This window comes from Dyadobacter sp. CY327, from assembly GCF_021390415.1.
Classification (GTDB): Bacteria; Bacteroidota; Bacteroidia; order Cytophagales; family Spirosomataceae; genus Dyadobacter; species Dyadobacter chenhuakuii.
The window spans coordinates 86,472-110,488 of sequence record NZ_JAJUXJ010000001.1 but is presented as its reverse complement, the minus strand read 5'-3'; the positions used below and the strand labels follow the sequence as shown (position 1 = coordinate 110,488).

Sequence of the window (24,017 nt, the reverse complement as noted above, 5' to 3'; positions counted from 1 at the left end):
TTCTTAACTCATAGACTTGTACATGATCAAAATGGTAATTATTGAATTTCGAAGCTCGACAGGTTCACAAAATCCTGCACGCGGTTATTGATTTCTTCCTGCGTCAGGTTCACAAGCCGCTCTGTCCCAAATTTTTCCACGCAGAATGATGCCATTGCAGATCCGTAAATGACCGCGCGTTTCATGTTTTCAAATGAAATGTCATCTGTGCTTGCCAGATAACCGATAAATCCACCTGCAAACACATCTCCTGCGCCAGTTGGGTCAAAAACTTCTTCCAATGGCAATGCCGGAGCGAAGAAAATGCGGTCGCCCTGGAACAACAATGCGCCGTGCTCGCCTTTTTTGATGATCAATGTTTTCGGGCCCATTTCCATGATCTTCTTCGCAGCTTTCCGCAACGAATATTCGCCCGAAAGCTGGCGCGCTTCCTCATCATTGATCGTGATCAGATCCACCATTTTAAGAACCGCTTTCAGATCGTCCATCGCAATGTTCATCCAAAGGTTCATTGTGTCAAGCATAATCAGCTTTGGGCGGCTTTTCATGCGCTCGATAATCACTTTCTGCGTCGCAGGAACTGTGTTTCCCAACATCAAGAATGTCGTTCCCTGGTAAGATTCCGGAATGATCGGATCGAAATGTTCCATCACATTCAGTTCCGTAACAAGTGTGTCGCGGGTATTCATATCCTCATGATATTTCCCCGACCAGAAGAAGGTTTTTCCTTCTTTTACAATTTCAAGTCCTTCTGTATTAACGCCGTGGTCTTGCAAAAGGGAGATCAGTTCATCCGGGAAGTCGCCGCCGACAACGGCTACGAGATTATTTTCTTTGGTGAAATATGATGCTGCTAGTGTGATGTAAGTGGCCGCACCGCCAATAATTTTATCTGTTTTTCCAAAAGGTGTTTCAAGCGCATCGAATGCAACAGATCCTACGGTTAATAAACTCATAAATAAGTATTGTATTGATTTTAAGATAGTTTCAAACTGGGCCTTCTATGTAAAAGCGCTGCGAAGATAATCAAAACGCCCGAATAACGCCCCGGCCCCACGCTATTCTGCCAAACTGTTTAACTCAATCATAGGTTATTTGCTATTTTTGTAAAATTTACCACTTTCACCACTAACACATTACTATGGAAGCGATCAGCGAAGCCAGAAGGCACATTGACAACGCAAAAGATTTTTTGAGTAATAATGCGAAGAAGCATGAGGGACTTTATCAAGACAAGAAATATGTCAAGATAGCGGGACACACTGCCTATACTGGCATTTTGTTGGCATTGAACGAGTTTTTAGGCGAAAAAAATAAAAAAACTCCGAAAAGTGTCGAATGGTATCAAATGGAGTTAAGCAAAATTGATAAAAGCCTGTTGTCTAAGTTTACAACAGCGTATCAGGTTCTGCATATTGATATGGGTTACCAGGGAAGCAGAAGTGCAGAGTTAGCATCTGTGGGTTTACAAAACGCAGAAAAAATTATCAGCTGGGTCGAAACCCGGCTTGAAAAGACACAACATTAATACAATCAGTTTTTAAGTAAGTAAAAACATAGATGACCGCGCAAACTTTTCAGCCGCTTAGAATATTCAATACATTGACCCGTAAAAAGGATGTATTTGTTCCTATTGCCCCTCCCTATGTCGGCATGTATGTCTGTGGTCCAACGGTTTATAATAATATACACTTAGGAAATATCCGCACGTTTTTGTCTTTCGACATCCTGTATCGCTACCTCACGCATATTGGCTACAAAGTGCGCTATGTGCGCAACATTACGGACGTCGGCCACCTGGTGGGCGATGGTGATGCAGGTGAAGATAAAATTGGCAAAATGGCCAAGCTCCAAAAGCTTGAACCGATGGAGATCGTGCAACGCTATACCAATGATTTTCACGATGTTTCGGCCATTTTCAACCTAATCCCACCCAGCATTGAGCCTACTGCAACGGGACATTTGATCGAGCAGATTGAGGCGGTAAAAACTTTGATCGAAAAAGGCGCGGCTTACGAGTCGAATGGCTCTGTTTATTTTGATATCAATAAATATCAGGCAGACGGCAATGAATATGGCAAGCTTTCGGGGCGCATTATTGAGGATCTGCTGAACGAAACGCGCGAGCTGGACGGGCAGTCTGAAAAACGCAATCCGCTTGATTTTGCACTTTGGAAAAGGGCCAGCCCTGAGCATATTATGCAATGGGATTCTCCGTGGGGAATGGGCTTTCCCGGATGGCATTTGGAATGTACTTGCATGAGTGCCAAATACTTAGGAAAACAATTCGACATTCACGGCGGCGGCATGGATTTGAAATTCCCGCACCACGAATGCGAGATCGCGCAAGGGAAATCGCTTACCAATGAAGAGCCGGTGCGTTACTGGATGCATACCAACATGCTGACGGTGAACGGACAAAAAATGTCCAAATCGCTCAATAACTCGTTTTTGCCTGCCGAGCTTTTTTCCGGAAACCACGATTTGCTAGAACAAGCTTACAGCCCCATGACCGTGCGGTTTTTCATGCTGCAAAGCCAATATCGCAGCACGCTCGATTTTTCCAATGAAGCATTAAAGGCAGCGCATAAGGGTTACAAAAAGCTCGCTAACGGACTCAGAAACGCAAAATTGCTTTCCTATGTGCCGGAAGAAGGCGTGAGCCCGGACGAGATCAAGAAAATTGAGATCGAGAAAGCCATTGACGGATTTTATGGTGCGATGAATGATGACCTGAACACGGCCGTTGCATTTGCGAACCTGTTTAATATGTTGAAATACATTAATATGCTCAATATGGGCCAGCTGAAATCAGCGGCGCTGGGCGAGGAAACATTCAATGCTTTGAAAAACAACTTCGTCACTTTTTTCGAAGATGTTTTGGGATTGAAAGAAGAGCTGAACGAAGGTTATGCCATTCTGGACGGCATGTTGAAGCTTTATAAGGAATATAAATTATCGATGAACTACGAAAAAGTAGACGAAATCCGTTCTTATTTCAAAAACCAGGGACTGGTGATCCGCGATTCCAAAACACGGATCGATTGGGCTTACGAAGAGTAAATATGAAAAAGTTAACATTGTTATTGTTTGTCTTCGTGCTGGCCTACGGCTGCAAAACCAAAGACAGTTCCGAACAAGCCGCCGAGCAAGCGCCCGCCCTTGTGAAAAGCCCAGCATTCAGTGAAGATTCAGCTTATAAGTTTGTGCAGAAGCAAGTTGACTTTGGCCCCAGGGTTCCTAATACGAAGCAACACGATGCTTGCGCAGCTTATTTGGCGGCAACACTTAGAGGTTACGGTGTGGATGTTATCGAACAAAAATTCAAAGCGAAGACTTACGATAATCAAACGCTTAACTCGACTAACATTATCGGCAGCTTTAACCCGAAAGCGCAGAAACGTATTCTGCTGGCCGCGCACTGGGATTCACGGCCTTTTTCTGACCAGGATTCTTTGGTTAAAAACAAACCCGTACTGGCCGCAAATGATGGCGCAAGCGGCGTTGGAATTTTGCTGGAAGTTGCCCGCGTGCTCTCTACGCAGAATCCATCTCCTGAAATCGGCGTTGACATTATATTTTTTGATGCAGAAGATTGGGGGAATTCGGAAGCTGCAACTGATGAATACAGCGGCTTTTGCTTAGGTTCCCAATATTGGGCAGCCAACAAACACATTCCTAATTACACCGCTTATTTCGGGATTTTGCTCGATATGGCTGGTGCGAAAGGTGCCACATTCTTCAAGGAAGGCTATTCTGTACAAATGGCTGAGCGCTTTGTGAATACGGTTTGGAATACCGCAAGCAGAATTGGATACAGCAATTTCTTTATCAACGAAAGAGGCGGTGCAATTACAGACGACCACGTGGCGGTTAACAAAATCGCAAAAATCCCGATGATCGACATCATTCATACCAAGCCAAATAACATGTCGAAAACATTCTTTGACCAATGGCACACGAATGATGACACGATGGAACACATTGATCCTAAGACATTAAAGGCGGTTGGGCAGACATTGATGCAGGTGATTTATCAGGAAGCAGCCGATCAGCCTCTGTAGAATCACATTTTTTTGACGGTCACCCAAATGTTGGAGTTCCGGCCTTTGTCGTCGGTGCACGAAATTTTAACCCGCCCCAGCGGAAGGCTCACAAAAATGCCTTCATGCGGGGCGGATTTTTGTTTGAGCTTATCATTAATATACCAAAAAACCTCCTGCACGTCATTGGACGTCTGACAAGCGAGCTGGATCTGCTGCGGCTCGTCGGGGCGTAAATAATATTCGCTTCCGTCATTCGGACTCACGATTAATGGCGGTCCTTCGTGGAAAACACGTTCACAATCAGGGTTATGGGGTGGAATTTTTTGGTAAGGGATCTTTTGAAGCTCATTATAGGCGATCAGTTCGGGAGCCAAATTGGCGTAAGTGCGTTTTTCAAAACCATTTTCAGGAAGGCAATATGTACAGTAAGAAATCTTGCCTGGCTTATCCGTAAAAACCCACCGCAGATGCTGACATCTTTTATAAGCCGACACACCCGTAATGTATTGATCTAAAATCTGATGCGTACAAAACTCGGATGGAATGTCACCGCTCTCTGCGCACACTTTCCGCAATGAGACATTAGCAGGCGTTTCATACCAGCCTTTGGGCGAGTTGTAATCCAATGCATTGAAAATGGAAAACAGCAAAGGCGTAGCCGTGTTTGCGCCGCTCAGCTCGGGAACGCCTTCCCCCGAGAAGTTACCGACCCAAACGCCAACCGTATATCGGCGATTATACCCAATGCTCCAAGCATCCCGTTTTCCATACGAAGTGCCTGTTTTCCAGGCGATTTTGGGTAAATGATAGGTGTTGTCAAAGTTTGTAGGCAAGTCGGGGCGGGTGATCTGGGTCAAAATGTTGGTTAGTAAGTAGGATGCTTCCGGGGAAATGATCGGCGTGCCTTTTTTGTCCAAAGGCGTTTCAGAAGTGTAGCGCAATTTTTTCAACTCCCCTTCATTGGAAAATGCTGCAAATAAGCGCGTTAGCTCTTCCAATGTAACGCCGCATCCGCCCAGGATCATAGAAAGACCCAGATCTTTGGCTTGTATGTCAATGGTTTTAAATCCTGCTTTCCGCAATTTGGAGATCAAAACGGGCGTGCTGACTTCCTTCAAAATCTTAACCGCCGGAATATTCAAAGAATTGGCCAAAGCAAATTCCGCCGTAACCGGACCATTGAAATGCTGATCAAAATTCTCCGGCTCATAACCGCTGAAATTGCTCGGAACATCATTTACAATTTTTTTCGGAGTGATCAATCCCCAATCAAATGCAGTCCCGTAGAGCAATGGTTTCAGCGTGCTTCCCGGCGAACGCACCGCCCTGACGCCGTCCACCTGCCCGCCATCGAACACATCATTGAAATCCGCCGAGCCCACATAAGCCTCCACTTCCATCGTCTCATTATTCACCACCAGCACCGACGCATTGTGAATGTTCATCATTTTTCGTCGGTTAATGTAATTTTTAACCTGCTCCTCGATCTGGCTCTGCAACTGAATTTTAAGCTGACTATGGATCACCGGCTCATCCGGATTCTCTTTTTTTAACCTTAATGCCAAATGCGGCGCCAGCTTCGGCGCTTGCAGGCGCTTCACCACCAAAGGCTCATTCAACGCATCCTGAATAATGTTTTTATCAAAAAGCCGCTCTTCCTCAAACCGGCGCAGCCACACATTGCGGGCAGCCACCAATGCATCATTACGTGTCCCCGGCCGCAGGCTCGATGGCCGGTTAGGAACAATGGTCAACGCCGTAATTTCCGACAAACTGAGTAACTGAGGCGGTTTTCCGAAATACAGCAGCGAAGCCGCCTTAATGCCTTCAATGTTGCCGCCATAAGGGACCAGATTAAGATACATTTGCAAGATCTCGGCTTTGGAATAATGCAATTCCAGCTGAAATGCGCGGTGGATTTCGAGGATTTTATTCAGATAAGTCCGCCTCCGCGGCTCCATCAGCCGCACAACCTGCATGGTAATGGTTGAAGCGCCGGAAGTTCTGCGGCCCGTAAAAATGTTACGGACGCCAGCGCGAACAATGGCGAAAGGATTAACGCCCGGATGATAGTAAAAATATTGGTCTTCCTTATATATCAATGTCTTACGCAGCAGCGGTGTAATTTCTGAAACACCGGAATACAAGCGCCACTTGTCTTCTTTACTCAAAAAAGCGTGAATCACATTGCCCTTGTGATCTGTAACCTGCGTGGCGTAATGGATTTTGGGTTGAAATGGAAATGCGAAATCAAAGATCATAAACAGGCTAACGGCAGACAGCAAAGCCAGTCCTGCTATTTTGAATTTACGCTTCATTTCCGGAATGTGTGTGAGGGTTCATTTGGCGCTGATTTGTCGCTATCAGGTAATTTTCTCTAATTACTGACTTTATTGCAAAAAAAGCCAATCAAAATACCACCATGTCGAAATACGTAGCCGCCATTGACCAGGGAACCACGAGTACGCGTTGCATCCTTTTCAATCATCAGGGAAATATCGTTTCAGTAGGACAAAAGGAACACGAGCAAATTTACCCGCATCCGGGCTGGGTGGAGCATAATCCGACCGAAATCTGGAAAAATACATTGGAAGTGATCGCAATAGCGCGAATCAATGTATCGGCAACGGCGGCGGACATTGCGGCTATTGGCATTACAAATCAAAGGGAAACGACGGTTGTCTGGAACAAGCGCACGGGCAAGCCTTATTATAATGCATTGGTGTGGCAAGACACGCGCACAACCGAGCTCGTCGCCAAATACGAACGCGAAGGCGGCCTCAACCAGTTCCGCGAAATCACCGGACTTCCGGTTTCCACCTATTTCAGCGGCTTAAAATTGAAATGGCTTTTGGATAATGTGGAAGGGATCCGCGAAGATGCTGAAAAAGGCGAAGCGATTTTTGGCAACATGGATACATTCCTGATCTGGCATTTGACAGGCGGAACACATGGCGACGGCGGCATTCACGTAACGGACGTAACCAATGCAAGCCGCACGCAACTCATGAACCTCAAAACATTGCAATGGGACAAGGAAATGCTCGCGGCTTACGACATTCCGGAAAATATGCTGCCAGAAATCAAAAGCAGCAGTGAAATTTACGGCTATGTCAACAACGAAATCCTGCCGGGCGTGCCCGTTGCAGGCGATTTGGGTGATCAGCACGCGGCACTGGTTGGCCAAACTTGCTTCAAACCCGGCATGGCCAAAAATACGTACGGCACCGGCTGCTTCCTGGTGATGAACACAGGTAACGAGCTTAAAACTTCGGAAAATGGCTTGCTAACAACCATTGCCTATAAATTTGGCGACAATCCGGTCCAATACGCATTGGAAGGCAGCGTCGCCGTCACCGGCGCATTGGTGCAATGGGTCAGGGACAATTTGGGTTTGATCAAAAAAAGCAGCGACATTGAAAAACTGGCAAAAACCGTCGAAGACAATGGCGGCGCTTATTTTGTCCCTGCATTTTCTGGCTTATATGCGCCTTACTGGCGCAATGATGCGCGCGGTGTGATTGCCGGATTGACAGGTTACGTGAACAAAGGTCACATTGCCAGAGCAGTATTAGAGGCAACGGCTTACCAAACTGTTGACGTCGTACGTGCCATGGAACAGGACTCAGGCATCAAACTGGCCTCACTACGCGTGGATGGCGGAATGGTTTTGAACGAACTGCTCATGCAATTCCAATCCGACATTCTCAACACGCAAGTTGTGTCACCCGCTGTGGCTGAAACCACAGCATTGGGCGCCGCCTACGCCGCAGGCCTGGCCGTAGGTTACTGGAAAAACACCGACGAACTCACCGCCAACTGGGCCATTGCTCACACGTGGAACCCGGACATGGCTAACGAAACCAGGGATAAATTTTACAAAGGCTGGCAAAAAGCGGTTACCAAGTCGTATGGCTGGATGGATTAGCATTGATTTATTAGTATGCCGGGATTAGCAATTTTAACTTTTTTATAATCTATATAAACTAACCTCTTTCTTGCGCTATCTTAGGTTTAGGCGTAACTTCACGGCTCGAAAATCAAATTTCAGTGCCTTATGCATACCCTCCGTCTGAAGAAGCCGCTTGCTTTTTTTGATCTTGAAACAACCGGAGTCAATATCTGCCGCGACCGAATTGTCGAGCTGTCCGTTGTGAAAGCGCTTCCGAATGGAGAAACCGAAATCCGCACCCGGAAAATCAACCCGGAAATGCCTATCCCGCTGGAAAGCAGCCTGATACACGGCATTTACGATGAAGATGTGAAGGATGCGCCTACATTCAAAGGCATTGCAAAAAACCTGGCGACATTCCTGGAAGGCTGCGATCTGGCTGGTTTTAATTCCAATCGTTTTGATATTCCCATGCTCGTAGAAGAATTCCTGCGGGTGGGAGTGGAATTTGATGTAAAAAATCGCAAAACAGTTGACGCCCAGCGCATTTACCACATGATGGAACCGCGCAATCTGGGTGCAGCTTATAAATTTTACTGCGGAAAAGAACTTGTGAACGCACACAGCGCGGAAGCAGACACGATTGCCACTTTTGAAGTTTTGCAGGGACAAATTGCTCGTTATGAAGGCGTTAAGGTAGTTGATTCACATGGCGTGGAAACCGAGCCGATCAAAAACGATGTGGCTGCGCTTCACGAGCTTACGGCTTCCAAACTGATCGATTTTGCAGGCCGGATGACCTATAACGACAAAGGAGAAGAGGTTTTCAATTTTGGAAAACACAATGGAAAACGCATTGCAGATGTTTTGAAAGCAGAACCTTCTTTTTACGATTGGATCATGAAGGGCGATTTTCCTTTGGATACCAAAAGAAAACTAACCGAAATTAAACTGCGCGCACTGACCCAGCGCTGACATAATCGTTGCGAACGCACTTGAGTAAGTAGTATTTATGTCTATTTTTGCCGGAAATCTATTTTTGACTATTTTAACCGAATATCCAACAAGGTAAACCTGCTATGATCCCAAACCCCAATATTCCAGAGGTCAATATACCGGCGGTTATTCAGAATATTCCCCTTCAACATTATCTAATTCTCAGCACTTTACTTTTTGTAATCGGCATTATCGGCGTACTTACACGTCGCAATGCGATCATCATTTTCATGTCAGTGGAATTGATGCTGAATGCTGCCAACTTGCTCCTTATCGCGTTTTCTTCTTATAGATCTGACCCTTCCGGGCAGGTTTTTGTGTTTTTCATCATGGCCGTCGCCGCTGCGGAAGTGGCTGTGGGACTGGCGATTATCGTAATGATTTACCGGAACACAAGAAATACGGACATTGGATTCCTTAACAAATTGAAGTGGTAAGCATTTGCCAGTAAAGATTAAATATTTAACATGTCTGCATCATTACTCATTCTGATTCCTTTGTTACCGCTGATTGGTTTCCTGATCAACGGAATCGGATTTAAGACCATACCCAAAGGCGCTGTCGGCATTATCGGAACATTGGCTGTTGTGGCGAGTTTCGTGCTGTCGGTGATGACTTTTCAAGCTTTTATAGCGGCTGGCAGTCAGCCGGTTATCGTGCCGCTCTTCGATTGGATCACAGTTGGCAACCTCAACATTCCATTCTCTTTCCAGGTCGATCAGCTCTCGCTTTTAATGCTGATGATCATTACCGGAGTCGGTTCGCTGATCCACATTTATTCCATCGGCTACATGCATCACGACGAAGGTTTTGGTAAGTTTTTCGCTTATCTGAACCTGTTTTTGTTCTTCATGCTGCTGCTTGTTCTGGGGTCCAATTATGTGATCATGTTCATTGGCTGGGAAGGCGTTGGATTGTGCTCTTACCTGCTGATCGGATTTTGGAATAAAAACACAAATTATAACAATGCTGCCCGCAAGGCATTCATTATGAACCGGGTAGGAGATTTAGGTTTCCTACTGGGGATTTTTACAATCATTTCCACATTCGGTTCGGTTGAATATCTTGAGGTTTTCAGCCAGGCAACGGATTTTGAAATCGGTGATCCCGTGATCATCATGATTACATTGTTCCTGTTTATCGGGGCTATGGGGAAATCGGCTCAAATTCCGTTGTACACGTGGTTACCGGATGCGATGGCGGGTCCTACGCCTGTTTCGGCGCTGATCCACGCGGCTACGATGGTTACGGCCGGGATTTACATGGTGATCCGTTCCAATGTCCTCTATTCACTGGCGCCTTCCACATTGGAAATCGTCGGCATTATCGGTGCGGCGACGGCGTTGTTTGCGGCTTCCATTGGTCTTTTACAAAATGACATTAAGAAAGTCCTGGCCTACTCCACTGTAAGTCAGCTGGGTTATATGTTTATGGGCTTGGGTGCGATGGCTTATTCGGCTTCCATGTTCCACGTTATTACGCACGCATTCTTTAAAGCATTGCTATTCCTTGGAGCAGGAAGCGTGATTCACGCCATGTCCGATGAGCAGGATATCCGTTCGATGGGTGGTTTGCGAAAAAAGCTTCCGATCACGTTCCTCACATTCCTGATTGCAACTATTGCCATCTCCGGGATTCCGCCGTTTGCAGGATTTTTCTCCAAAGATGAAATCCTTGCCCACGTTTTCGAACACAACAAATTACTTTGGGTAATCGGGGTTTTGGGCTCGCTGATGACTTCCTTTTATATGTTCCGCCTGCTTTTCTTAACATTCTTCGGAACATTCCGCGGCACGCACGAGCAGGAGCATCATTTGCACGAATCGCCTGCTTCTATGACGATTCCGCTCGTTATTTTGGCGGTTCTGTCTGCGTTAGGCGGATTTATTGGCGTACCGGAAGCATTGCATGGCACACATCATCTGGCTGAATTTATGAGTCCGTTGTATGACGCGTCTCGTCAGGTGAATCCTGAGGCTTTCTTGCCAACGGAGCTTTCGCACTCAGAGGAATATCTGTTAATGGGCGTTTCGGTGGCTGTGGCGTTGGTTTCGGCGGTTGTGGCTTATGTTATGTATGTGCAAAAGTCTTCGGTTCCAGCACCGGATTCTCAGCCAAAATCAGCGTTGCAAGGTTTGGTGTACAACAAATATTATGTGGATGAGCTCTACGATAATGTATTTGTGAAGCCTATCAAAGCCTTATCCAATATCCTTTACAGTTTTGGAGAGTTCTTTATTGATCTGGTGGTCAATGCTTTCGTAAGACTTACACAATTCTTTGCAGGGCTTTTGAAGAAAACACAGACTGGTTCCACGGGCGATTATGTGTTTGCCATGGTTCTGGGCATTGTGGTTATCCTGTTTTGGAAGCTTTTACTTTGATCTATAAAATCCGTTCACCATTTGTTGCTGACCGTTGACTTGAAAATATGCTTACTCTTCTGTTAATACTTTTACCCATTGCCGCAGGTGTTCTTACGCTTCTCTCAGGCGAACGCCTCGCGAAGCAAGTTGCGTTGGTGAGCGGTCTGGCTGTGCTTGGCGTTGCCATTGCGACGTGGCTGCAATTTGATCCGGCAGCGGGAACCCAATTCAGCTTTAAATACGCCTGGCTCGCTTCCAGAGGCATTTCCTTCGCTGCAGGCATCGACGGCATCAGCCTTGTTCTGGTTCTGCTGACGACATTTCTGACACCGCTTATCATCCTTTCGGCTTTCAACCACGATTACAGGAAGCCTGCTTCGTTTTATTCGCTGATCTTGTTCATGGAAGCCGCCTTAATCGGCGTTTTCACGGCCACGGATGCATTTTTGTTCTATCTGTTTTTCGAAGCGGCGCTGATTCCGGTTTACTTCCTGGCAGCGATATGGGGCGGAGAAAATCGTCTGAAAGTAACATTCAAGTTCTTCATTTACACCATTTTCGGAAGCTTGTTAATGCTGGTCGGACTCGTTTATCTGTATTACCAAACACCCGGCACGCATACTTCTGAGATCACCGCATTTTACGCATTACAACTTGCCAAACCGGTTCAGGGCTTCATCTTCTGGGCGTTCTTTATTGCCTTTGCAATTAAAATGCCTTTGTTCCCTTTCCACACCTGGCAGCCAGACACTTATACAGAATCGCCCACGCCGGCAACCATGCTCCTTTCCGGTATTATGCTGAAAATGGGGGTTTATGGTCTGATCCGTTTCCTGCTTCCGATCGTTCCGGGCGGAATGGAAACCTGGGGCACGATGGCGATGGTTTTGTCTGTAATTGGCATTATTTACGGTTCTATCATTGCTATTCAGCAGAGCGATATGAAGCGTTTGATCGCCTATTCGTCTTTTGCGCACGTTGGTTTGATGGCCGCAGGTGTTTTCTCTTATTCGATCAATGGCTTGCAAGGCGCATTGATTCAAATGCTTGCGCACGGAATCAATGTGATCGGGTTGTTTTTCATCATTGATATTATTTACAGCCGCACCAAAACGCGTTATCTGGATCAGCTGGGCGGCATTACCCAGAGCACACCGCATTTGAGCGTTTACTTTATGATCCTGCTCCTGGGAAGCGTTGCGCTTCCGTTAACAAATGGTTTTGTAGGCGAATTCCTGTTACTATCCAGCGTTTTCCAATACGATGGCTGGCTGGGCGCAATTGCAGGACTTACCATCATTCTTGGGTCCGTTTATATGCTGCGGATGTTTCAAAAATCAATGTTCGGCCCGCGTTCCAAGTGGGTTGAAGGTTTCCAGGATCTTACCATGAGTGAGCGCGCTGTGCTTTTGCCTTTGGTGATCATGGTTTTCTGGATCGGCATTTACCCCAACACATTTCTGAAATTAACAGAGCCAGCTGTAAGTCAACTTTTACAAATGGTTAATAACTAGTCAAAATATGTATCCCATTATATTGTTGTCTGTTCTTGGCGTCGTAACCCTGTTTCTGGGCTTTTCGAAATCAAAGAATGTTTTGCTTCCTGCCGTATTATTTTTCCTTGTCCTGGCTATTGCGAGTAATTTCGTGGAGTGGAACAAAGGACCGCTGCTTTATTTTTATGATATGCTGCGGGTTGATAATCTGACACTTGCATTCAACGGCATCGTGCTGCTTTCGGCTTTTATGATCGTGGCGATTTCAGGAGGCTTTCAGGAAAACCCTGATTCCGAGCCAGCAGAATATTTTGGGCTAATGCTTTTCTCGCTGGTTGGTGCGTTGATGATGATCGGTTTTGAGCACATGATCATGCTTTTTATCGGTGTGGAAATCTTGTCTGTTGCGATGTACATTTTGACAGGAAGCAACAAACGCAACCTGCGTTCCAATGAAGCTGCATTGAAATACTTCTTAATGGGCGCTTTCGCGACTGGCTTTATGCTTTTCGGCATAACCTTGATTTACGGAGCAACAGGCTCATTCAAACTCAGCCACATTCACGGTTTTGCTTCGAACATTCAGGCAGATGCACAGCCTTATATCTTATATGCGGGATTGCTTTTGCTGTTGATCGGCATGTTGTTCAAAGTTTCGGCTGCGCCATTCCACTTCTGGACGCCGGATGTTTATGAAGGAGCACCGACGATCTTTACCACATTCATGTCTACAATTGTGAAAACAGCTGGTTTTGCTGCTCTTTTCCGTTTGTTAAACACGTCATTCAGTGAAATATATGGCTTTTGGTGGATCATTATCGCAACCATTGCCGTGCTTACTTTACTCGTGGGGAACATTGGTGCAACGAGTCAGAACAGCTTCAAAAGAATGCTGGCCTATTCCGGGATTTCACATGCGGGTTACATGCTTATCGCTTTGACCGCATTGACCAAGCCTTCCCAAAATGCAATCGTATTTTACTCCCTGGCTTATTCATTGTCAACGATTTGTGCGTTTGGCGTACTAATGTTGGTTTCCAGAGAAAAAACACTCGAAGGACAGCCTAACGAGCGCTACGAAGCATTCAATGGTCTGGCTAAACAAAATCCTATGCTGGCATTCGTGCTCGCGGTTTCCATGCTATCATTGGCAGGGATTCCCCTGACAGCCGGTTTCTGGGGTAAGTTCTTCATTTTCACCAGCGCGGCAGACCGAGGAATTATCTGGATCACCGTTATTGCCGTGTTGATGTCCGCGGTGGGTATTTATTACTATTTCCGCGTGATCATTTCGTCTTATTTAAAAGAAGGAGATTTGATCAAAATCCGCGTTGCCCCATTTTATCAGGTGATTTTATTGCTTGCCACATTCCTGACTATCCTCTTCGGACTTGCTCCCGGCGTGTTTGAAGGCCTGCTATAAGGTTATTTCGAAGGCAAAAATTCGTTGACTTTCATCCAATGCAGGCAACGACCAAACCACTCGCTGAAAGCAGGCGTTTTAAGATACCCGTGCTCGCCTTTGGAATAAATGTGCATATCGGCTGGAATGCTCACCGCATTAAGCGCCTCATAAAACTGAATGCTGTTGGAAACCGGCACAACCGTGTCATCACCCGCATGCGTCAAAAACGTGGGTGGCGTGCTTTTGGTGACTTGCAGTTCATTGGAAAAATATTTAAGCTTCTCCTTCGTCGGCGTCTTTCCGAGCAGATTGCTGCTCGAACCTTTATGCCCGATAATGTCCATCAAACTGATCACCGGATATACCAGGATCATAAAATCCGGCCTGAGGCTGGTTTTCATTGGGTTGGCAATAAATGTGCTGTCATAATGTGTCCCTGCGGTCGCGGCTAAATGTCCGCCGGCTGAGAAGCCCATAATGCCAATCTTTGCGGGGTTAATCTTCCATTTTTCCGCCTTTTCCCGGACCGTCTTGATCGCCTGCTGCGCATCCTGTAACGGCCCCAGCGACTTATCGGACATAATTTTGTCGTCCGGCAACCTGTATTTCAGCACCATCGCTGCAATGCCCGCTTTGTTAAGCGCTTTGGCCACCTGGTGTCCCTCTCGCTCCATCACTAGCACGCCGTAACCACCGCCCGGACAAACGATCACTGCTGCTCCGGTTGCGACTGACGCAGGCGGCAGATAAACCGTTAATGTGGGCCGGGACACTTTCCTAGCGATCTGATCAACATTCGTCTCCTCATCCGGCACTTGAATGGAGTTCGGAATTTTGTCGGGATAAAGCGGCATGACTGTCTGGGCAAACGCCTGAAAAGTGCTGGATGAAATGAGTAAGATACAGAATCCGAGAGTTGTGGAAAATGCTTTTCGGGGCGTCATGTTAATTAATCGTGTTTTAATTTTTTTCTAATCAGGATAAGTCTAAAATGTAACTAAATTTCGGTTACACATTATCTTTCCTGAAACGAAGTATGAAATGGCATTTTTTTACCTGGACCTGAAAGTGGGCAGAATCGCAGGCACATCTGCATTCAACGTAAACCAAATTGCACCATTCTACGTTATGCTTCAAATTTTGACATTATTAATATAATATTTACAAGAAAATAGAATTTGCTTTGTTACTTTATGTCTGTTACCAATAAAAAAATTTAACTAGTTTTGTAGCTTATGGAAATCATGCACTAGTTTCTTTGAAGTGTTATAAAATGAGCCATATCATAATCAATCCACAATAACAGAATGAAATATCCAGTACATGCAGAAGGTAGGTTTCAGTTTATCGACGAGGGAAAAGGCGAAACATTACTGCTTTTGCATGGTCTTTTCGGTGCGTTGAGCAACTGGGACGGCATCATAGATCATTTTTCCAGTCGCTTCCGCGTTATAATTCCTTTGCTTCCTATTTATGAACTGCCTCCGCGAGAAGCCGGATTGGAAGCGCTTTTAGCCTTTTTGGAAGATTTTGTGTCCTTTAAAAACCTGACGAATGTGACCGTGATCGGAAACTCTCTGGGCGGCCACATTGGACTATTGTATACTTTAAAGAACCAGGAAAACGTTCACAAACTGGTTTTGACGGGAAGTTCGGGCTTATTTGAAAACTCAATGGGCGGCTCTTTCCCGAAGCGTGGCAGTTATGACTACATTAAAGAACGTGTTGCATATACATTCTACGATCCGGAAGTGGCAACCAAGGACCTGGTTGACGAAGTTTTCGAAACCACGTCGAGCATTCCTAAATGCATGAGCATTGTGGGCATAGCAAAATCTGCGCAGCGACATAATCTTGCGAAAGATCTGCATGAAATCAATGTTCCTACGTTATTGGTCTGGGGATTGAATGATACGATCACGCCGCCGCATGTGGGCTATGAATTTAACAGGCTTATTGCGGGTTCGGAGCTGCATTTTATTGATCACTGCTGCCATGCGCCCATGATGGAACGCCCTCATGAATTTAACGTGATACTGGAAAGCTTTCTGGAAAAACATATTTCAGTGCCTGTTGCCTGACGTTTTCTGAGGGAATTTCTTTTGATACGAAAGTTGTTACATATATAGTTTTTTTATAGATTCGAAAAATGACGATCTGAATATGCTTGCTGCTACCCTGATTAATCCCATGATCCCAGTCCTGAAACTGACCGATTCGGTTAGCACGGCATTGGACTGGATGGATGAATTTGGTGTAAAGCAGCTTGTCGTGGCAGACGCAGGCATTTATCAGGGAATCGTGTCCGAGGACATTCTTTACGATGTCACTGATAATTCGGACCCGCTTGCGAAGATCATTATCCAGCACAAGGATATTTTTGCTTCCGAAGACCAGCATCCTTACGAACTTTTACGGCTTGTAAATCAATTTGGCTTACTGATTATACCGGTTTTGCATGAAGACCGGAGTTTCGCAGGAAGTATTTTAGTAAATGATCTGATCGAACATTTCGTCAATGAGCTGGGTGTTCAGGAAAAAGGAGCTGTTATAGTGCTTAAAATTGCCGAACGCAGCTATTCGCTTTCCGAGATCAGCCGTTTGATCGAATCCAACGGCACAAAGGTCCTGAGCAGCTATTATTCGTCCGGAGAAAGCTACAATCCGCTAAACGAAGCGAAGCTTACATTAAAACTCAACCGGACGCATATCACGCCTATTATCGCTACACTCGAGCGTTTTGGTTACGAAATTGAAGAAGCACATGCCAATGACCCGATCGAAAGCGTAGATCAGGAGCGATTGGATATGCTTTTGAGATACCTTGCCACCTGATTTCTTCACATTAGTTCAACGGCCGGTATTTTGAATCGGCATATTTGCGCGTATCTTTCGGAAGAAACAAGATGATCTACTTTTTCTTCCATGAAAATAGCAATTCACGGACGCAACTTTAATGAGTCCGCCCGCCCGTTCATTGAAAACATGTTCAATGAGCTGTCTCGCCGGAAAGTTGAAGTCCAGCTCTCCAAACCCTTTCGGAATTTTCTGGATCAGAACGGGATCACGCACTACTCAGAGCTTGTTTACGAAAAACCCGACGAACTTTTTGACGCACGCCTGATCGTGAGTATGGGCGGGGACGGAACATTGCTCGAAACCATTTCACATGTTGGAAAAAGGCAGATCCCGGCCATCGGGATCAATGTGGGCAGGCTTGGTTTCCTGGCCACTGTTCCTCCTGAGCGGATCACAGATATGATCCAGGCGCTGGAAAACAGCCAATACAGGATCGACGAAAGGACATTAGTAGAAATAGAATCCAATATCGATTTATTTGATGGCCAGAATTTCGGTTTAAATGATTTCACGATCACAAAAACCGATACTTCGTCCATGATTACGGTTCACACGTATCTCAATGATGAGTTTCTGAACTCCTACTGGGCCGACGGCCTGATCATTTCTACTCCCACCGGCTCAACAGGTTATTCGCTCAGCTGCGGCGGACCGGTTCTTGTTCCGCATTCCCAAAATTTCATTATTACGCCCATCAGCCCGCATAATTTGAATGTCCGGCCTTTGGTTTTAGAAGATACTGCGGTCATCAGACTGGAAGTAAAAAGCCGCAGCAACAATTTCTTGGTCTCTCTGGATGCAAGGTCAAGGGTTGTTGATGAAAACACCTTACTAACCGTTAGAAAAGCCGGATTCATCGCGCGATTAATAAAAATGCATGACGACAGTTTCCTTAATACATTGCGAAGCAAGCTTTCCTGGGGATTGGATATGCGGAATTAACACATTCACCGATGCAACTGATCTATCACACATTTGACCTGCAACTCAGGCATACATTCACCATTGCGCACGATTCACGCGATGTACAGCCAACATTGATTGTAGAACTCCGTGACGGCGATTTGAGCGGCCTGGGAGAAGCAACCAGCAACCCCTACTACGGCATTACGATCCCGAATATGATCGAGTCGCTAGAAACTGCGAAAACGATTATTGAAGGTGGCGCCTATCGAAGTGCCGAAGAGCTTTGGGACTTGGTGCATCCACTTTTGCAAAACAATTCCTTTGCACAATGCGCCCTGGATGAAGCCGCTCATGATCTATTCGCCAAAAAGAAAAATCAAAAGCTTTATGAAAGTTGGGGGTTAAATATTGATAACATCCCGCTCACCAATTTCACGATCGGCATTGATACGGTTGAGAAAATGGTATCTAAAATGAAAGAGCTCCCCTGGCCTGTTTACAAGATAAAATTAGGCACCAACGAAGACCTTCGTATTGTATCTGAATTGCGTAAACACACGAATGCGCTGTTCCGAGTAGACGCCAATTGTGCCTGGACTGCAGAGCAGACCATTGCCTTTGCACCGGAATTGAAGAAGCTTGGCGTTGAATTTATCGAACAACCGCTGGCTGCGAATGACATCGAAGGCATGAAAAAAGTCTTTGCCGAATGTGTGCTTCCTGTCATCGCCGATGAAAGCTGCATTGTTGAAAGTGATGTAAAATCCTGCCACGGCTTGTTTCACGGCATAAATGTAAAGCTTACCAAATGCGGCGGACCTACTGCCGCAAAACGCATGATAGCGGAAGCTAAAAGTCTAGGAATGAAAACGATGATCGGCTGTATGACCGAGACAAGCGTTGGGATCTCTTCCATTGCACATTTCCTGCCATTGCTGGATTATGTGGATATGGACGGGTCACTGTTAATCAACAATGATCCGGCATCCGGTGTAACCTTTGACTACGGACGCATTATTTTTCCTAACCGCACAGGCTCCGGCGCAATGCTTAATGCCTGAATTTTGATCCGTAGTTTTCAGTGAAAACTTTTCAAACCAACCATCTTCCCGGCCGTTCTGTTCTAACCAGCGATGGCGAGGCATATCTCTGGTTCAGCGGAACAGATTATCTGGGAATGGGACACGACGAAGGTTCTCGTAGTTTCATATATGAAGGTCTGGAACGATATGGAATGCATTTCGGAAGCTCACGGAATAACACACTTCGCTTGTCTGTCTATACTGAGACGGAAGAAAAACTGGCAGATTGGATAGGATCAGAATCTGCTTTATTAATTTCATCGGGAATGTGGGCAGGGCAATGTGTGATGAAAATCATTGAGCAGGTGATTTCTAAATCGGGCAACTCTCAATCTATTCAATATCATTACGCACCCAAAGTGCATCCCGCATTATGGGGAAATGAGCACAAAGTATATGCTGGTCCCTGGGCGGACTGGGCACAAAATGTTATCCGGGAAGTCAGTGAAAGCCCTGAGGATACTGCTCACATCATTTGTACAGATGCCGTTGGCTCGCCTCTTGTTGAAGCATTTGATTTTTCCGTTTTTTCAAGCTTGCCATTGCGGGACAATGTCTGGATCGTAGTGGACGAGTCGCATACATTAGGCGTATGTGGAGAATCAGCAAATGGCCTTTATAAAACAATTTTGACGCTTGGCAAGGCCAATGTCGTGATGGTTTCCTCACTCAACAAAGCATTAGGCATTCCTGCTGGCGTGATCGCCTGTGATGCACGGACAGCCGAAACGATTCGCAGTTCCGCCTGGTTCTCCGGAGCATCCCCAACCGCGCCCGCTTATGCCTACGCTTTGAAAAGGCTTTTGGAAATAGAACATTACAAGACCCAAAGTGATCTGCTGATCACAAATGTTGAACATTTCTCGAATCGCTTACAGTTTCCTGACCTGTTTCAAAGCATCCCAGGCTATCCTGTATTCTGCTGCGAAGGCTCCGCTTTGTTTGAGACGTTGTTGGTAAAAGGCATTATGGCATCATGCTTTTCCTATCCGAGCGTCAACGATGCGCCCGTCACCAGGATCGCCGTCACCACACTCCACCAAAAAGAAGACCTCGACCGATTGGCCGAGGTCTGTAATAACTTTATTTTTTAAATCCCTTTTAGATTTCTCCGTTACCTGATGAATTAGCCAGTGCTTTTTCCTCAGCAAGCTTTTCTCTTTCTACTTTTCCTGCAACCAAAATACTTAATTCATAAAGCAGGAACAATGGAATAGCCACGATAACCTGGCTGTAAATGTCGGGAGACGGCGTGATAACGGCTGCTACGATCAGGATTACGATCATGGCATGCTTGCGATATTCGCGCATAAATGAAGGCGTAAGCACTCCTACTTTTGCAAGCACATAAACAACGATCGGAAGCTGGAAAGCAATTCCGCAAGCCAATGTTAATGTCGCAACGAGTGAAATATATGAGGATAAGCTGAATTCGTTAATGATCGAAGGATCCAGCGTGAAATTAGCTAAGAAGTTGATAGCCAATGGTGTTACAATGTAATAACCAAAGAATACACCGGAAAAGAAAAGGAATGTTACATAAAATACGGCTCCTCTCGCCGACTTCCTTTCTGATGGCCGCAACCCTGGTTTGATGAACCGCCAAACTTCCCAGAAAGCATAAGGAAAAGCAAACACCAAACCTGCGATGACAGCGGAAGTCATACTCATCGTGAATTGATCACCTACGCCAATGGCCTGCAATTTGAAGTTTAATGCCTTGATACACAGATCATCGTATTGCACTTTTTCTGCCAGCTTACACATCATCCGGTAAGTCCAGAAATCAGGCTGCGAAGGCGCGATGATCACATAATGGTAAATTTCTTTAATATATATAAAGGCCAGAATAGCAAAAACAAGAATAGATCCACCTGCCCGAATCACATGCCATCTTAATTCTTCAAGATGCCCGATAAACGACATCTCTTTGCCTACTTCTTCTTCTTCGCTTTCTAATTCCTGGTCTAAGGGCATATTCTTATATTATTACTAAAATTCTATTTACGTTGAAAAGCAAAAACAAGATTGTTCTGTATTTATAAAAGCCGAATTTACTTAAAAAACCCGTCGAAATAATCCGGCGGGTTTTTTTTAAATTGCTTTATGACTGATTAATCCATTACAAAAGGATAGTCATTCTCTACATAAACATCTGTGTAAGCTTCTTTCGCGTCAGGGAATTCTGAATCTTCCGCAAACTGAACAGATTCTGCAACGATATCTTTTACTTTCTTATCAATGTTTTCCAGATCTTCTTCCGTTGCCAGCTGGTTTTCCAGGATCACAGCGCGGATTTGCTCGATGGGATCGCGGTGTTTGTATTCTTCCACTTCCTCTTTCGAACGATATTTCTGAGGATCGGACATGGAGTGACCTCTGTAACGGTAAGTCCTGAATTCCAGGAAAGTAGGTCCTTCTCCGCTTCTCGCGCGCTCAGCTGCACGGCCAACCGCTTCGTGGATAGCCTCAACGCTCATTCCGTCAACGGGTTCAGAGGGAATGTCGTAAGCCTCACCCAATGTATAAAGCTCTGTAACATTGGAAGACCTTGCCACCGAAGTTCCCATGGCATATCCATTGTTTTCCACAACGAAAATCACCGGCAATTTCCAGCTCATGGCCATATTCAATGCTTCGTGAAAAGCTCCCTGGCGAATTGCACCATCACCGAAATAGCAAATGCAAAGGTTTCCGGTTTTGTTATATTTCTCAGCAAAGGCGATTCCAGCTCCCAGCGGGATCTGCGCCCCTACGATTCCGTGACCTCCTACAAAGCCTTTTTCTTTATCGAAAATGTGCATGGAACCACCTTTTCCTTTGGTTGTCCCTGTCTTTTTTCCATAAAGTTCAGCCATGATCGCATTGGGAGATGTTCCCAGTGCCAGCGGAATGCCGTGATCGCGGTAAGCAGTAATGTATTTGTCGCCTTCTTTCAGCGCAGTAACGGCTCCGGAAGAGCAGGCTTCCTGGCCAATGTACAAGTGACAAAATCCTCTGATTTTCTGCTGACCGTATAACTGGCCGGCTTTTTCTTCAAAACGACGCTGTAAAAGCATATTCTCGAACCAGAACATATATTGTTCCTTCGGATGCTGTAAACTCTTTGGGTCTGATTTTTTCTTTTTTTCAGTAACGGTGGCCATGTATTTGGTTCTCGTTTATAAAGACAGAACTTTGTCTTAAAGTTTGAGGTTTGAACAGAGTCTGTTTTTGCCGTACTCACGCATATGATTTGCGAAAATAAGCATAAACTAAATAACAAAGAAGTTCATGTGGCTAGAAAAGCTCCATCTTACATACTTTAAAAGCTATGAAGAGAAAGCCTTCACCTTTGGGGAACATGTAAATTGTCTGGTTGGGGAGAATGGGAGTGGAAAAACGAACCTTTTGGACGCCATTTATTTCCTGAGTCTTACCAAAAGCGCCTTTCATAACCAGGATGCGCTGGGCATCCGTCATACGGCTGATTTCTTTGTGCTGGATGGTGTTTTCAAAGATTCTGGCAGAAATACCCAGATCACTTGCAGCATGCAGCGCGGCCAGCGCAAGATTTTCATGGCCGATAAAAAGAATTATGACCGGCTAAGCGACCATATTGGCTTATTTCCGCTGGTTTTGATCGCGCCCAACGACACCGACCTGATCCGCGACGGCAGCGAGGAGCGCAGACGCTTTTTTGACGGCGTCCTGGCACAGGCCACTCCGGGTTATCTCACTGATTTTCTTCAATATAACAAGATTTTAAGCCAGCGAAATGGTCTTTTGAAGCTTTTTGCAGAGCGCAACTATGTGGATGAAGATCTGCTGGAAACCTATAATGAGCCGCTAATCATCCTTTCCCAGCGGATTTACAATCACCGCAGCAAATTCATGGAGCGGTTTGTACCATTGTTCCTGAAAAGCTATGAGTTTTTGAGCAGCGGGCATGAACAGGTGGAAGTAATCTATGAAAGCGAAGTCTCCAGTGAAAATTTTGCCGCTGAATTCCGAAAGAACCGCGCCCGCGACTTACATGCACAACGAACCGGAAAAGGCATTCACAAGGACGAATACACATTTGAAATTGACGGTGTTACGCTCAAAAAATTCGGGTCCCAGGGCCAGCAGAAGTCTTTTTTAATCGCATTGAAGCTGGCGCAATTTGAATTACTGAAAGAAGAAAAAGAAAAAACACCCATCCTGCTGCTCGACGACATCTTCGACAAACTCGACGACCGCCGCATCCAAAAACTAATCGAACTAATAGACACCGGCTTCCTCGGCCAGGTCTTCATCACCGACGCAAGACCAGAGCGCTCGCAAAAGATTTTAGAGAATGTAAAAGCGGATGTTAGGTTTTTTGAGATTGAAAAGGTGCTGCCGGGCAGAAATTAAATCTTCCTTCTCGAATCGATCAGGTTTAGGATCAAAATTGTATTCTCAAATACAGTATAAAACAAGCTTTGGTGCTTGCCTAATACCAACTCGCGAACTGATGGCAATAAAGGGTAAGGTTTGCCTATAAAATGAAAACGTTCCAGGTTCTTCAAACTGGCTTCAAGATCGTCTGTAAATTTTTCGGCACTTGTTTCTCCCCAGGTATCATAAATGTAGGATACCGTTTCAAAGTAATTATCCTTTGCGAGCGGAGTCCATTTTATCTCGTAAGCCACGCTTTACTTCTGTTAAGACATCATTGTTGGAAATCAGTTGTCCTAATTCTGCTTGAAGTAAAGATTGGTTGAGTTCTTTGAGTAATTCCGGAGAATTTGCGTCAATGCCGTTGTCCAGGTTTTGATGTTCCATAAAAGAACGTATCGAAAGCAGTAAGTCTTCCATACGGTTTTCATCTAACTGATTGACAAGTCGGATGACCTCAGATTTCAACTCCCGGTTAGACATAGAAAGCATTGTTTAAATTGCAATACTAAAACAAATCTACACATTAAAAACCAGAAAGCCAGACCGTTCGGTCTGGCTTTAACAA

At 45.4% G+C, this 24,017-nt stretch carries 22 protein-coding genes; 15 read left to right on the top strand and 7 right to left on the bottom strand.

The annotated features are described in order from the left end of the window. Positions 1-38: 38 nt before the first annotated feature. A complete protein-coding gene (locus LZG74_RS00515) occupies positions 39-956 on the bottom strand; it encodes a PfkB family carbohydrate kinase (RefSeq protein WP_233794718.1) in 918 nt (305 codons plus the stop codon). A gap of 185 nt (positions 957-1,141) precedes the next feature. Here LZG74_RS00515 and LZG74_RS00510 point away from each other — a divergent pair, with 185 nt between their 5' ends. Genes LZG74_RS00510 through LZG74_RS00500 form a run of 3 tightly spaced genes read left to right on the top strand, consistent with a single transcriptional unit; the run spans position 1,142 to position 4,064 of the window. Continuing rightward, positions 1,142-1,528 carry a DUF5618 family protein gene (locus LZG74_RS00510; RefSeq protein WP_233794717.1) on the top strand — a complete coding sequence of 129 codons (387 nt, stop codon included), beginning with the start codon at positions 1,142-1,144 and terminating at the stop codon, positions 1,526-1,528. A gap of 32 nt (positions 1,529-1,560) precedes the next feature. After that, positions 1,561-3,063: a cysteine--tRNA ligase gene (gene cysS / locus LZG74_RS00505; RefSeq protein WP_233794716.1), complete on the top strand. Its 1,503-nt coding sequence runs from the start codon at positions 1,561-1,563 to the stop codon at positions 3,061-3,063. A 2-nt stretch (positions 3,064-3,065) separates the two neighbouring features. After that, entirely contained in the window at positions 3,066-4,064 is a 999-nt protein-coding gene (locus LZG74_RS00500) for a M28 family peptidase (RefSeq protein ID WP_233794715.1), read from the top strand. Positions 4,065-4,066: 2 nt separating this feature from the next. On the opposite strand, the gene pbpC is transcribed toward LZG74_RS00500, so the two are convergent. Then, a complete protein-coding gene (gene pbpC / locus LZG74_RS00495; RefSeq protein ID WP_233794714.1) occupies positions 4,067-6,364 on the bottom strand; it encodes a penicillin-binding protein 1C in 2,298 nt (765 codons plus the stop codon). A gap of 104 nt (positions 6,365-6,468) precedes the next feature. On the opposite strand from pbpC, the gene glpK reads away from it, so the two are divergent. The 6 genes from glpK to LZG74_RS00465 all read left to right on the top strand — a co-directional run bounded on the left by glpK (position 6,469) and on the right by LZG74_RS00465 (position 14,219). Further along, positions 6,469-7,974: a glycerol kinase GlpK gene (glpK, locus tag LZG74_RS00490; protein ID WP_233794713.1), complete on the top strand. Its 1,506-nt coding sequence runs from the start codon at positions 6,469-6,471 to the stop codon at positions 7,972-7,974. Between the two features lie 129 nt (positions 7,975-8,103). Then, positions 8,104-8,913, top strand: coding sequence for a 3'-5' exonuclease (locus LZG74_RS00485; protein WP_233794712.1), 810 nt, complete (start codon positions 8,104-8,106; stop codon positions 8,911-8,913). Positions 8,914-9,017: 104 nt separating this feature from the next. Continuing rightward, a complete protein-coding gene (gene nuoK / locus LZG74_RS00480) occupies positions 9,018-9,371 on the top strand; it encodes an NADH-quinone oxidoreductase subunit NuoK (protein WP_026629568.1) in 354 nt (117 codons plus the stop codon). A gap of 30 nt (positions 9,372-9,401) precedes the next feature. Beyond that, complete coding sequence (nuoL, locus tag LZG74_RS00475; protein ID WP_233794711.1) at positions 9,402-11,318, top strand: NADH-quinone oxidoreductase subunit L; 1,917 nt, start codon at positions 9,402-9,404, stop codon at positions 11,316-11,318. A gap of 47 nt (positions 11,319-11,365) precedes the next feature. After that, the gene (locus LZG74_RS00470; protein WP_233794710.1) at positions 11,366-12,814 is read left to right on the top strand and encodes a NuoM family protein; all 1,449 of its coding nucleotides are present in this window, start codon (positions 11,366-11,368) and stop codon (positions 12,812-12,814) included. A 7-nt stretch (positions 12,815-12,821) separates the two neighbouring features. Beyond that, a complete protein-coding gene (locus LZG74_RS00465; RefSeq protein ID WP_233794709.1) occupies positions 12,822-14,219 on the top strand; it encodes an NADH-quinone oxidoreductase subunit N in 1,398 nt (465 codons plus the stop codon). A gap of 2 nt (positions 14,220-14,221) precedes the next feature. On the opposite strand, the gene LZG74_RS00460 is transcribed toward LZG74_RS00465, so the two are convergent. Then, positions 14,222-15,145, bottom strand: coding sequence for an alpha/beta hydrolase (locus LZG74_RS00460; protein WP_233794708.1), 924 nt, complete (start codon positions 15,143-15,145; stop codon positions 14,222-14,224). Positions 15,146-15,508: 363 nt separating this feature from the next. Between LZG74_RS00460 and LZG74_RS00455 the strand changes: the two genes are divergently transcribed. The 5 genes from LZG74_RS00455 (at position 15,509) to LZG74_RS00435 (ending at position 20,142) form a co-directional block, all read left to right on the top strand. Then, on the top strand, positions 15,509-16,282 hold the full coding sequence (locus tag LZG74_RS00455) for an alpha/beta fold hydrolase (RefSeq protein ID WP_233794707.1): 774 nt from the start codon (positions 15,509-15,511) through the stop codon (positions 16,280-16,282). Positions 16,283-16,364: 82 nt separating this feature from the next. Next, on the top strand, positions 16,365-17,036 hold the full coding sequence (locus LZG74_RS00450; protein WP_233794706.1) for a CBS domain-containing protein: 672 nt from the start codon (positions 16,365-16,367) through the stop codon (positions 17,034-17,036). A 90-nt stretch (positions 17,037-17,126) separates the two neighbouring features. Then, positions 17,127-18,002 carry an NAD kinase gene (locus LZG74_RS00445; RefSeq protein WP_233794705.1) on the top strand — a complete coding sequence of 292 codons (876 nt, stop codon included), beginning with the start codon at positions 17,127-17,129 and terminating at the stop codon, positions 18,000-18,002. Between the two features lie 11 nt (positions 18,003-18,013). After that, the gene (locus LZG74_RS00440) at positions 18,014-19,027 is read left to right on the top strand and encodes a dipeptide epimerase (protein ID WP_233794704.1); all 1,014 of its coding nucleotides are present in this window, start codon (positions 18,014-18,016) and stop codon (positions 19,025-19,027) included. Positions 19,028-19,047: 20 nt separating this feature from the next. Beyond that, positions 19,048-20,142 carry an aminotransferase class I/II-fold pyridoxal phosphate-dependent enzyme gene (locus tag LZG74_RS00435; RefSeq protein ID WP_233794703.1) on the top strand — a complete coding sequence of 365 codons (1,095 nt, stop codon included), beginning with the start codon at positions 19,048-19,050 and terminating at the stop codon, positions 20,140-20,142. A 7-nt stretch (positions 20,143-20,149) separates the two neighbouring features. Here LZG74_RS00435 and tatC read toward each other — a convergent pair whose 3' ends face one another. Together tatC and pdhA are read right to left on the bottom strand one after the other, a co-directional pair. Continuing rightward, a complete protein-coding gene (tatC, locus tag LZG74_RS00430; RefSeq protein ID WP_026629578.1) occupies positions 20,150-21,025 on the bottom strand; it encodes a twin-arginine translocase subunit TatC in 876 nt (291 codons plus the stop codon). Positions 21,026-21,162: 137 nt separating this feature from the next. Next, positions 21,163-22,194 (bottom strand): pyruvate dehydrogenase (acetyl-transferring) E1 component subunit alpha, encoded by a 1,032-nt coding sequence (pdhA, locus tag LZG74_RS00425; RefSeq protein WP_026629579.1) that lies wholly within the window; start codon positions 22,192-22,194, stop codon positions 21,163-21,165. 127 nt (positions 22,195-22,321) lie between these two features. Between pdhA and recF the strand changes: the two genes are divergently transcribed. Further along, entirely contained in the window at positions 22,322-23,425 is a 1,104-nt protein-coding gene (gene recF / locus LZG74_RS00420) for a DNA replication/repair protein RecF (RefSeq protein ID WP_233794702.1), read from the top strand. On the opposite strand, the gene LZG74_RS00415 is transcribed toward recF, so the two are convergent. Further along, positions 23,422-23,703, bottom strand: a complete 282-nt coding sequence (locus LZG74_RS00415) for a type II toxin-antitoxin system RelE/ParE family toxin (RefSeq protein WP_233794701.1) — start codon at positions 23,701-23,703, stop codon at positions 23,422-23,424. The genes recF and LZG74_RS00415 overlap by 4 nt on opposite strands. Then, positions 23,663-23,932 (bottom strand): hypothetical protein, encoded by a 270-nt coding sequence (locus tag LZG74_RS00410; protein ID WP_233794700.1) that lies wholly within the window; start codon positions 23,930-23,932, stop codon positions 23,663-23,665. Before LZG74_RS00410 ends, LZG74_RS00415 begins: the two co-directional genes overlap by 41 nt. Between the last annotated feature and the right edge of the window lie 85 nt (positions 23,933-24,017).

Coding starts and splice junctions, on each gene's coding strand:
- LZG74_RS00515 (WP_233794718.1), bottom strand. CDS start 956: ATGAGTTTATTAACCGTAGGATCTGTTGCATTCGATGCGCTTGAAACA.
- LZG74_RS00510 (WP_233794717.1), top strand. CDS start 1,142: ATGGAAGCGATCAGCGAAGCCAGAAGGCACATTGACAACGCAAAAGAT.
- cysS (WP_233794716.1), top strand. CDS start 1,561: ATGACCGCGCAAACTTTTCAGCCGCTTAGAATATTCAATACATTGACC.
- LZG74_RS00500 (WP_233794715.1), top strand. CDS start 3,066: ATGAAAAAGTTAACATTGTTATTGTTTGTCTTCGTGCTGGCCTACGGC.
- pbpC (WP_233794714.1), bottom strand. CDS start 6,364: ATGAAGCGTAAATTCAAAATAGCAGGACTGGCTTTGCTGTCTGCCGTT.
- glpK (WP_233794713.1), top strand. CDS start 6,469: ATGTCGAAATACGTAGCCGCCATTGACCAGGGAACCACGAGTACGCGT.
- LZG74_RS00485 (WP_233794712.1), top strand. CDS start 8,104: ATGCATACCCTCCGTCTGAAGAAGCCGCTTGCTTTTTTTGATCTTGAA.
- nuoK (WP_026629568.1), top strand. CDS start 9,018: ATGATCCCAAACCCCAATATTCCAGAGGTCAATATACCGGCGGTTATT.
- nuoL (WP_233794711.1), top strand. CDS start 9,402: ATGTCTGCATCATTACTCATTCTGATTCCTTTGTTACCGCTGATTGGT.
- LZG74_RS00470 (WP_233794710.1), top strand. CDS start 11,366: ATGCTTACTCTTCTGTTAATACTTTTACCCATTGCCGCAGGTGTTCTT.
- LZG74_RS00465 (WP_233794709.1), top strand. CDS start 12,822: ATGTATCCCATTATATTGTTGTCTGTTCTTGGCGTCGTAACCCTGTTT.
- LZG74_RS00460 (WP_233794708.1), bottom strand. CDS start 15,145: ATGACGCCCCGAAAAGCATTTTCCACAACTCTCGGATTCTGTATCTTA.
- LZG74_RS00455 (WP_233794707.1), top strand. CDS start 15,509: ATGAAATATCCAGTACATGCAGAAGGTAGGTTTCAGTTTATCGACGAG.
- LZG74_RS00450 (WP_233794706.1), top strand. CDS start 16,365: ATGCTTGCTGCTACCCTGATTAATCCCATGATCCCAGTCCTGAAACTG.
- LZG74_RS00445 (WP_233794705.1), top strand. CDS start 17,127: ATGAAAATAGCAATTCACGGACGCAACTTTAATGAGTCCGCCCGCCCG.
- LZG74_RS00440 (WP_233794704.1), top strand. CDS start 18,014: ATGCAACTGATCTATCACACATTTGACCTGCAACTCAGGCATACATTC.
- tatC (WP_026629578.1), bottom strand. CDS start 21,025: ATGCCCTTAGACCAGGAATTAGAAAGCGAAGAAGAAGAAGTAGGCAAA.
- pdhA (WP_026629579.1), bottom strand. CDS start 22,194: ATGGCCACCGTTACTGAAAAAAAGAAAAAATCAGACCCAAAGAGTTTA.
- recF (WP_233794702.1), top strand. CDS start 22,322: ATGTGGCTAGAAAAGCTCCATCTTACATACTTTAAAAGCTATGAAGAG.
- LZG74_RS00410 (WP_233794700.1), bottom strand. CDS start 23,932: ATGTCTAACCGGGAGTTGAAATCTGAGGTCATCCGACTTGTCAATCAG.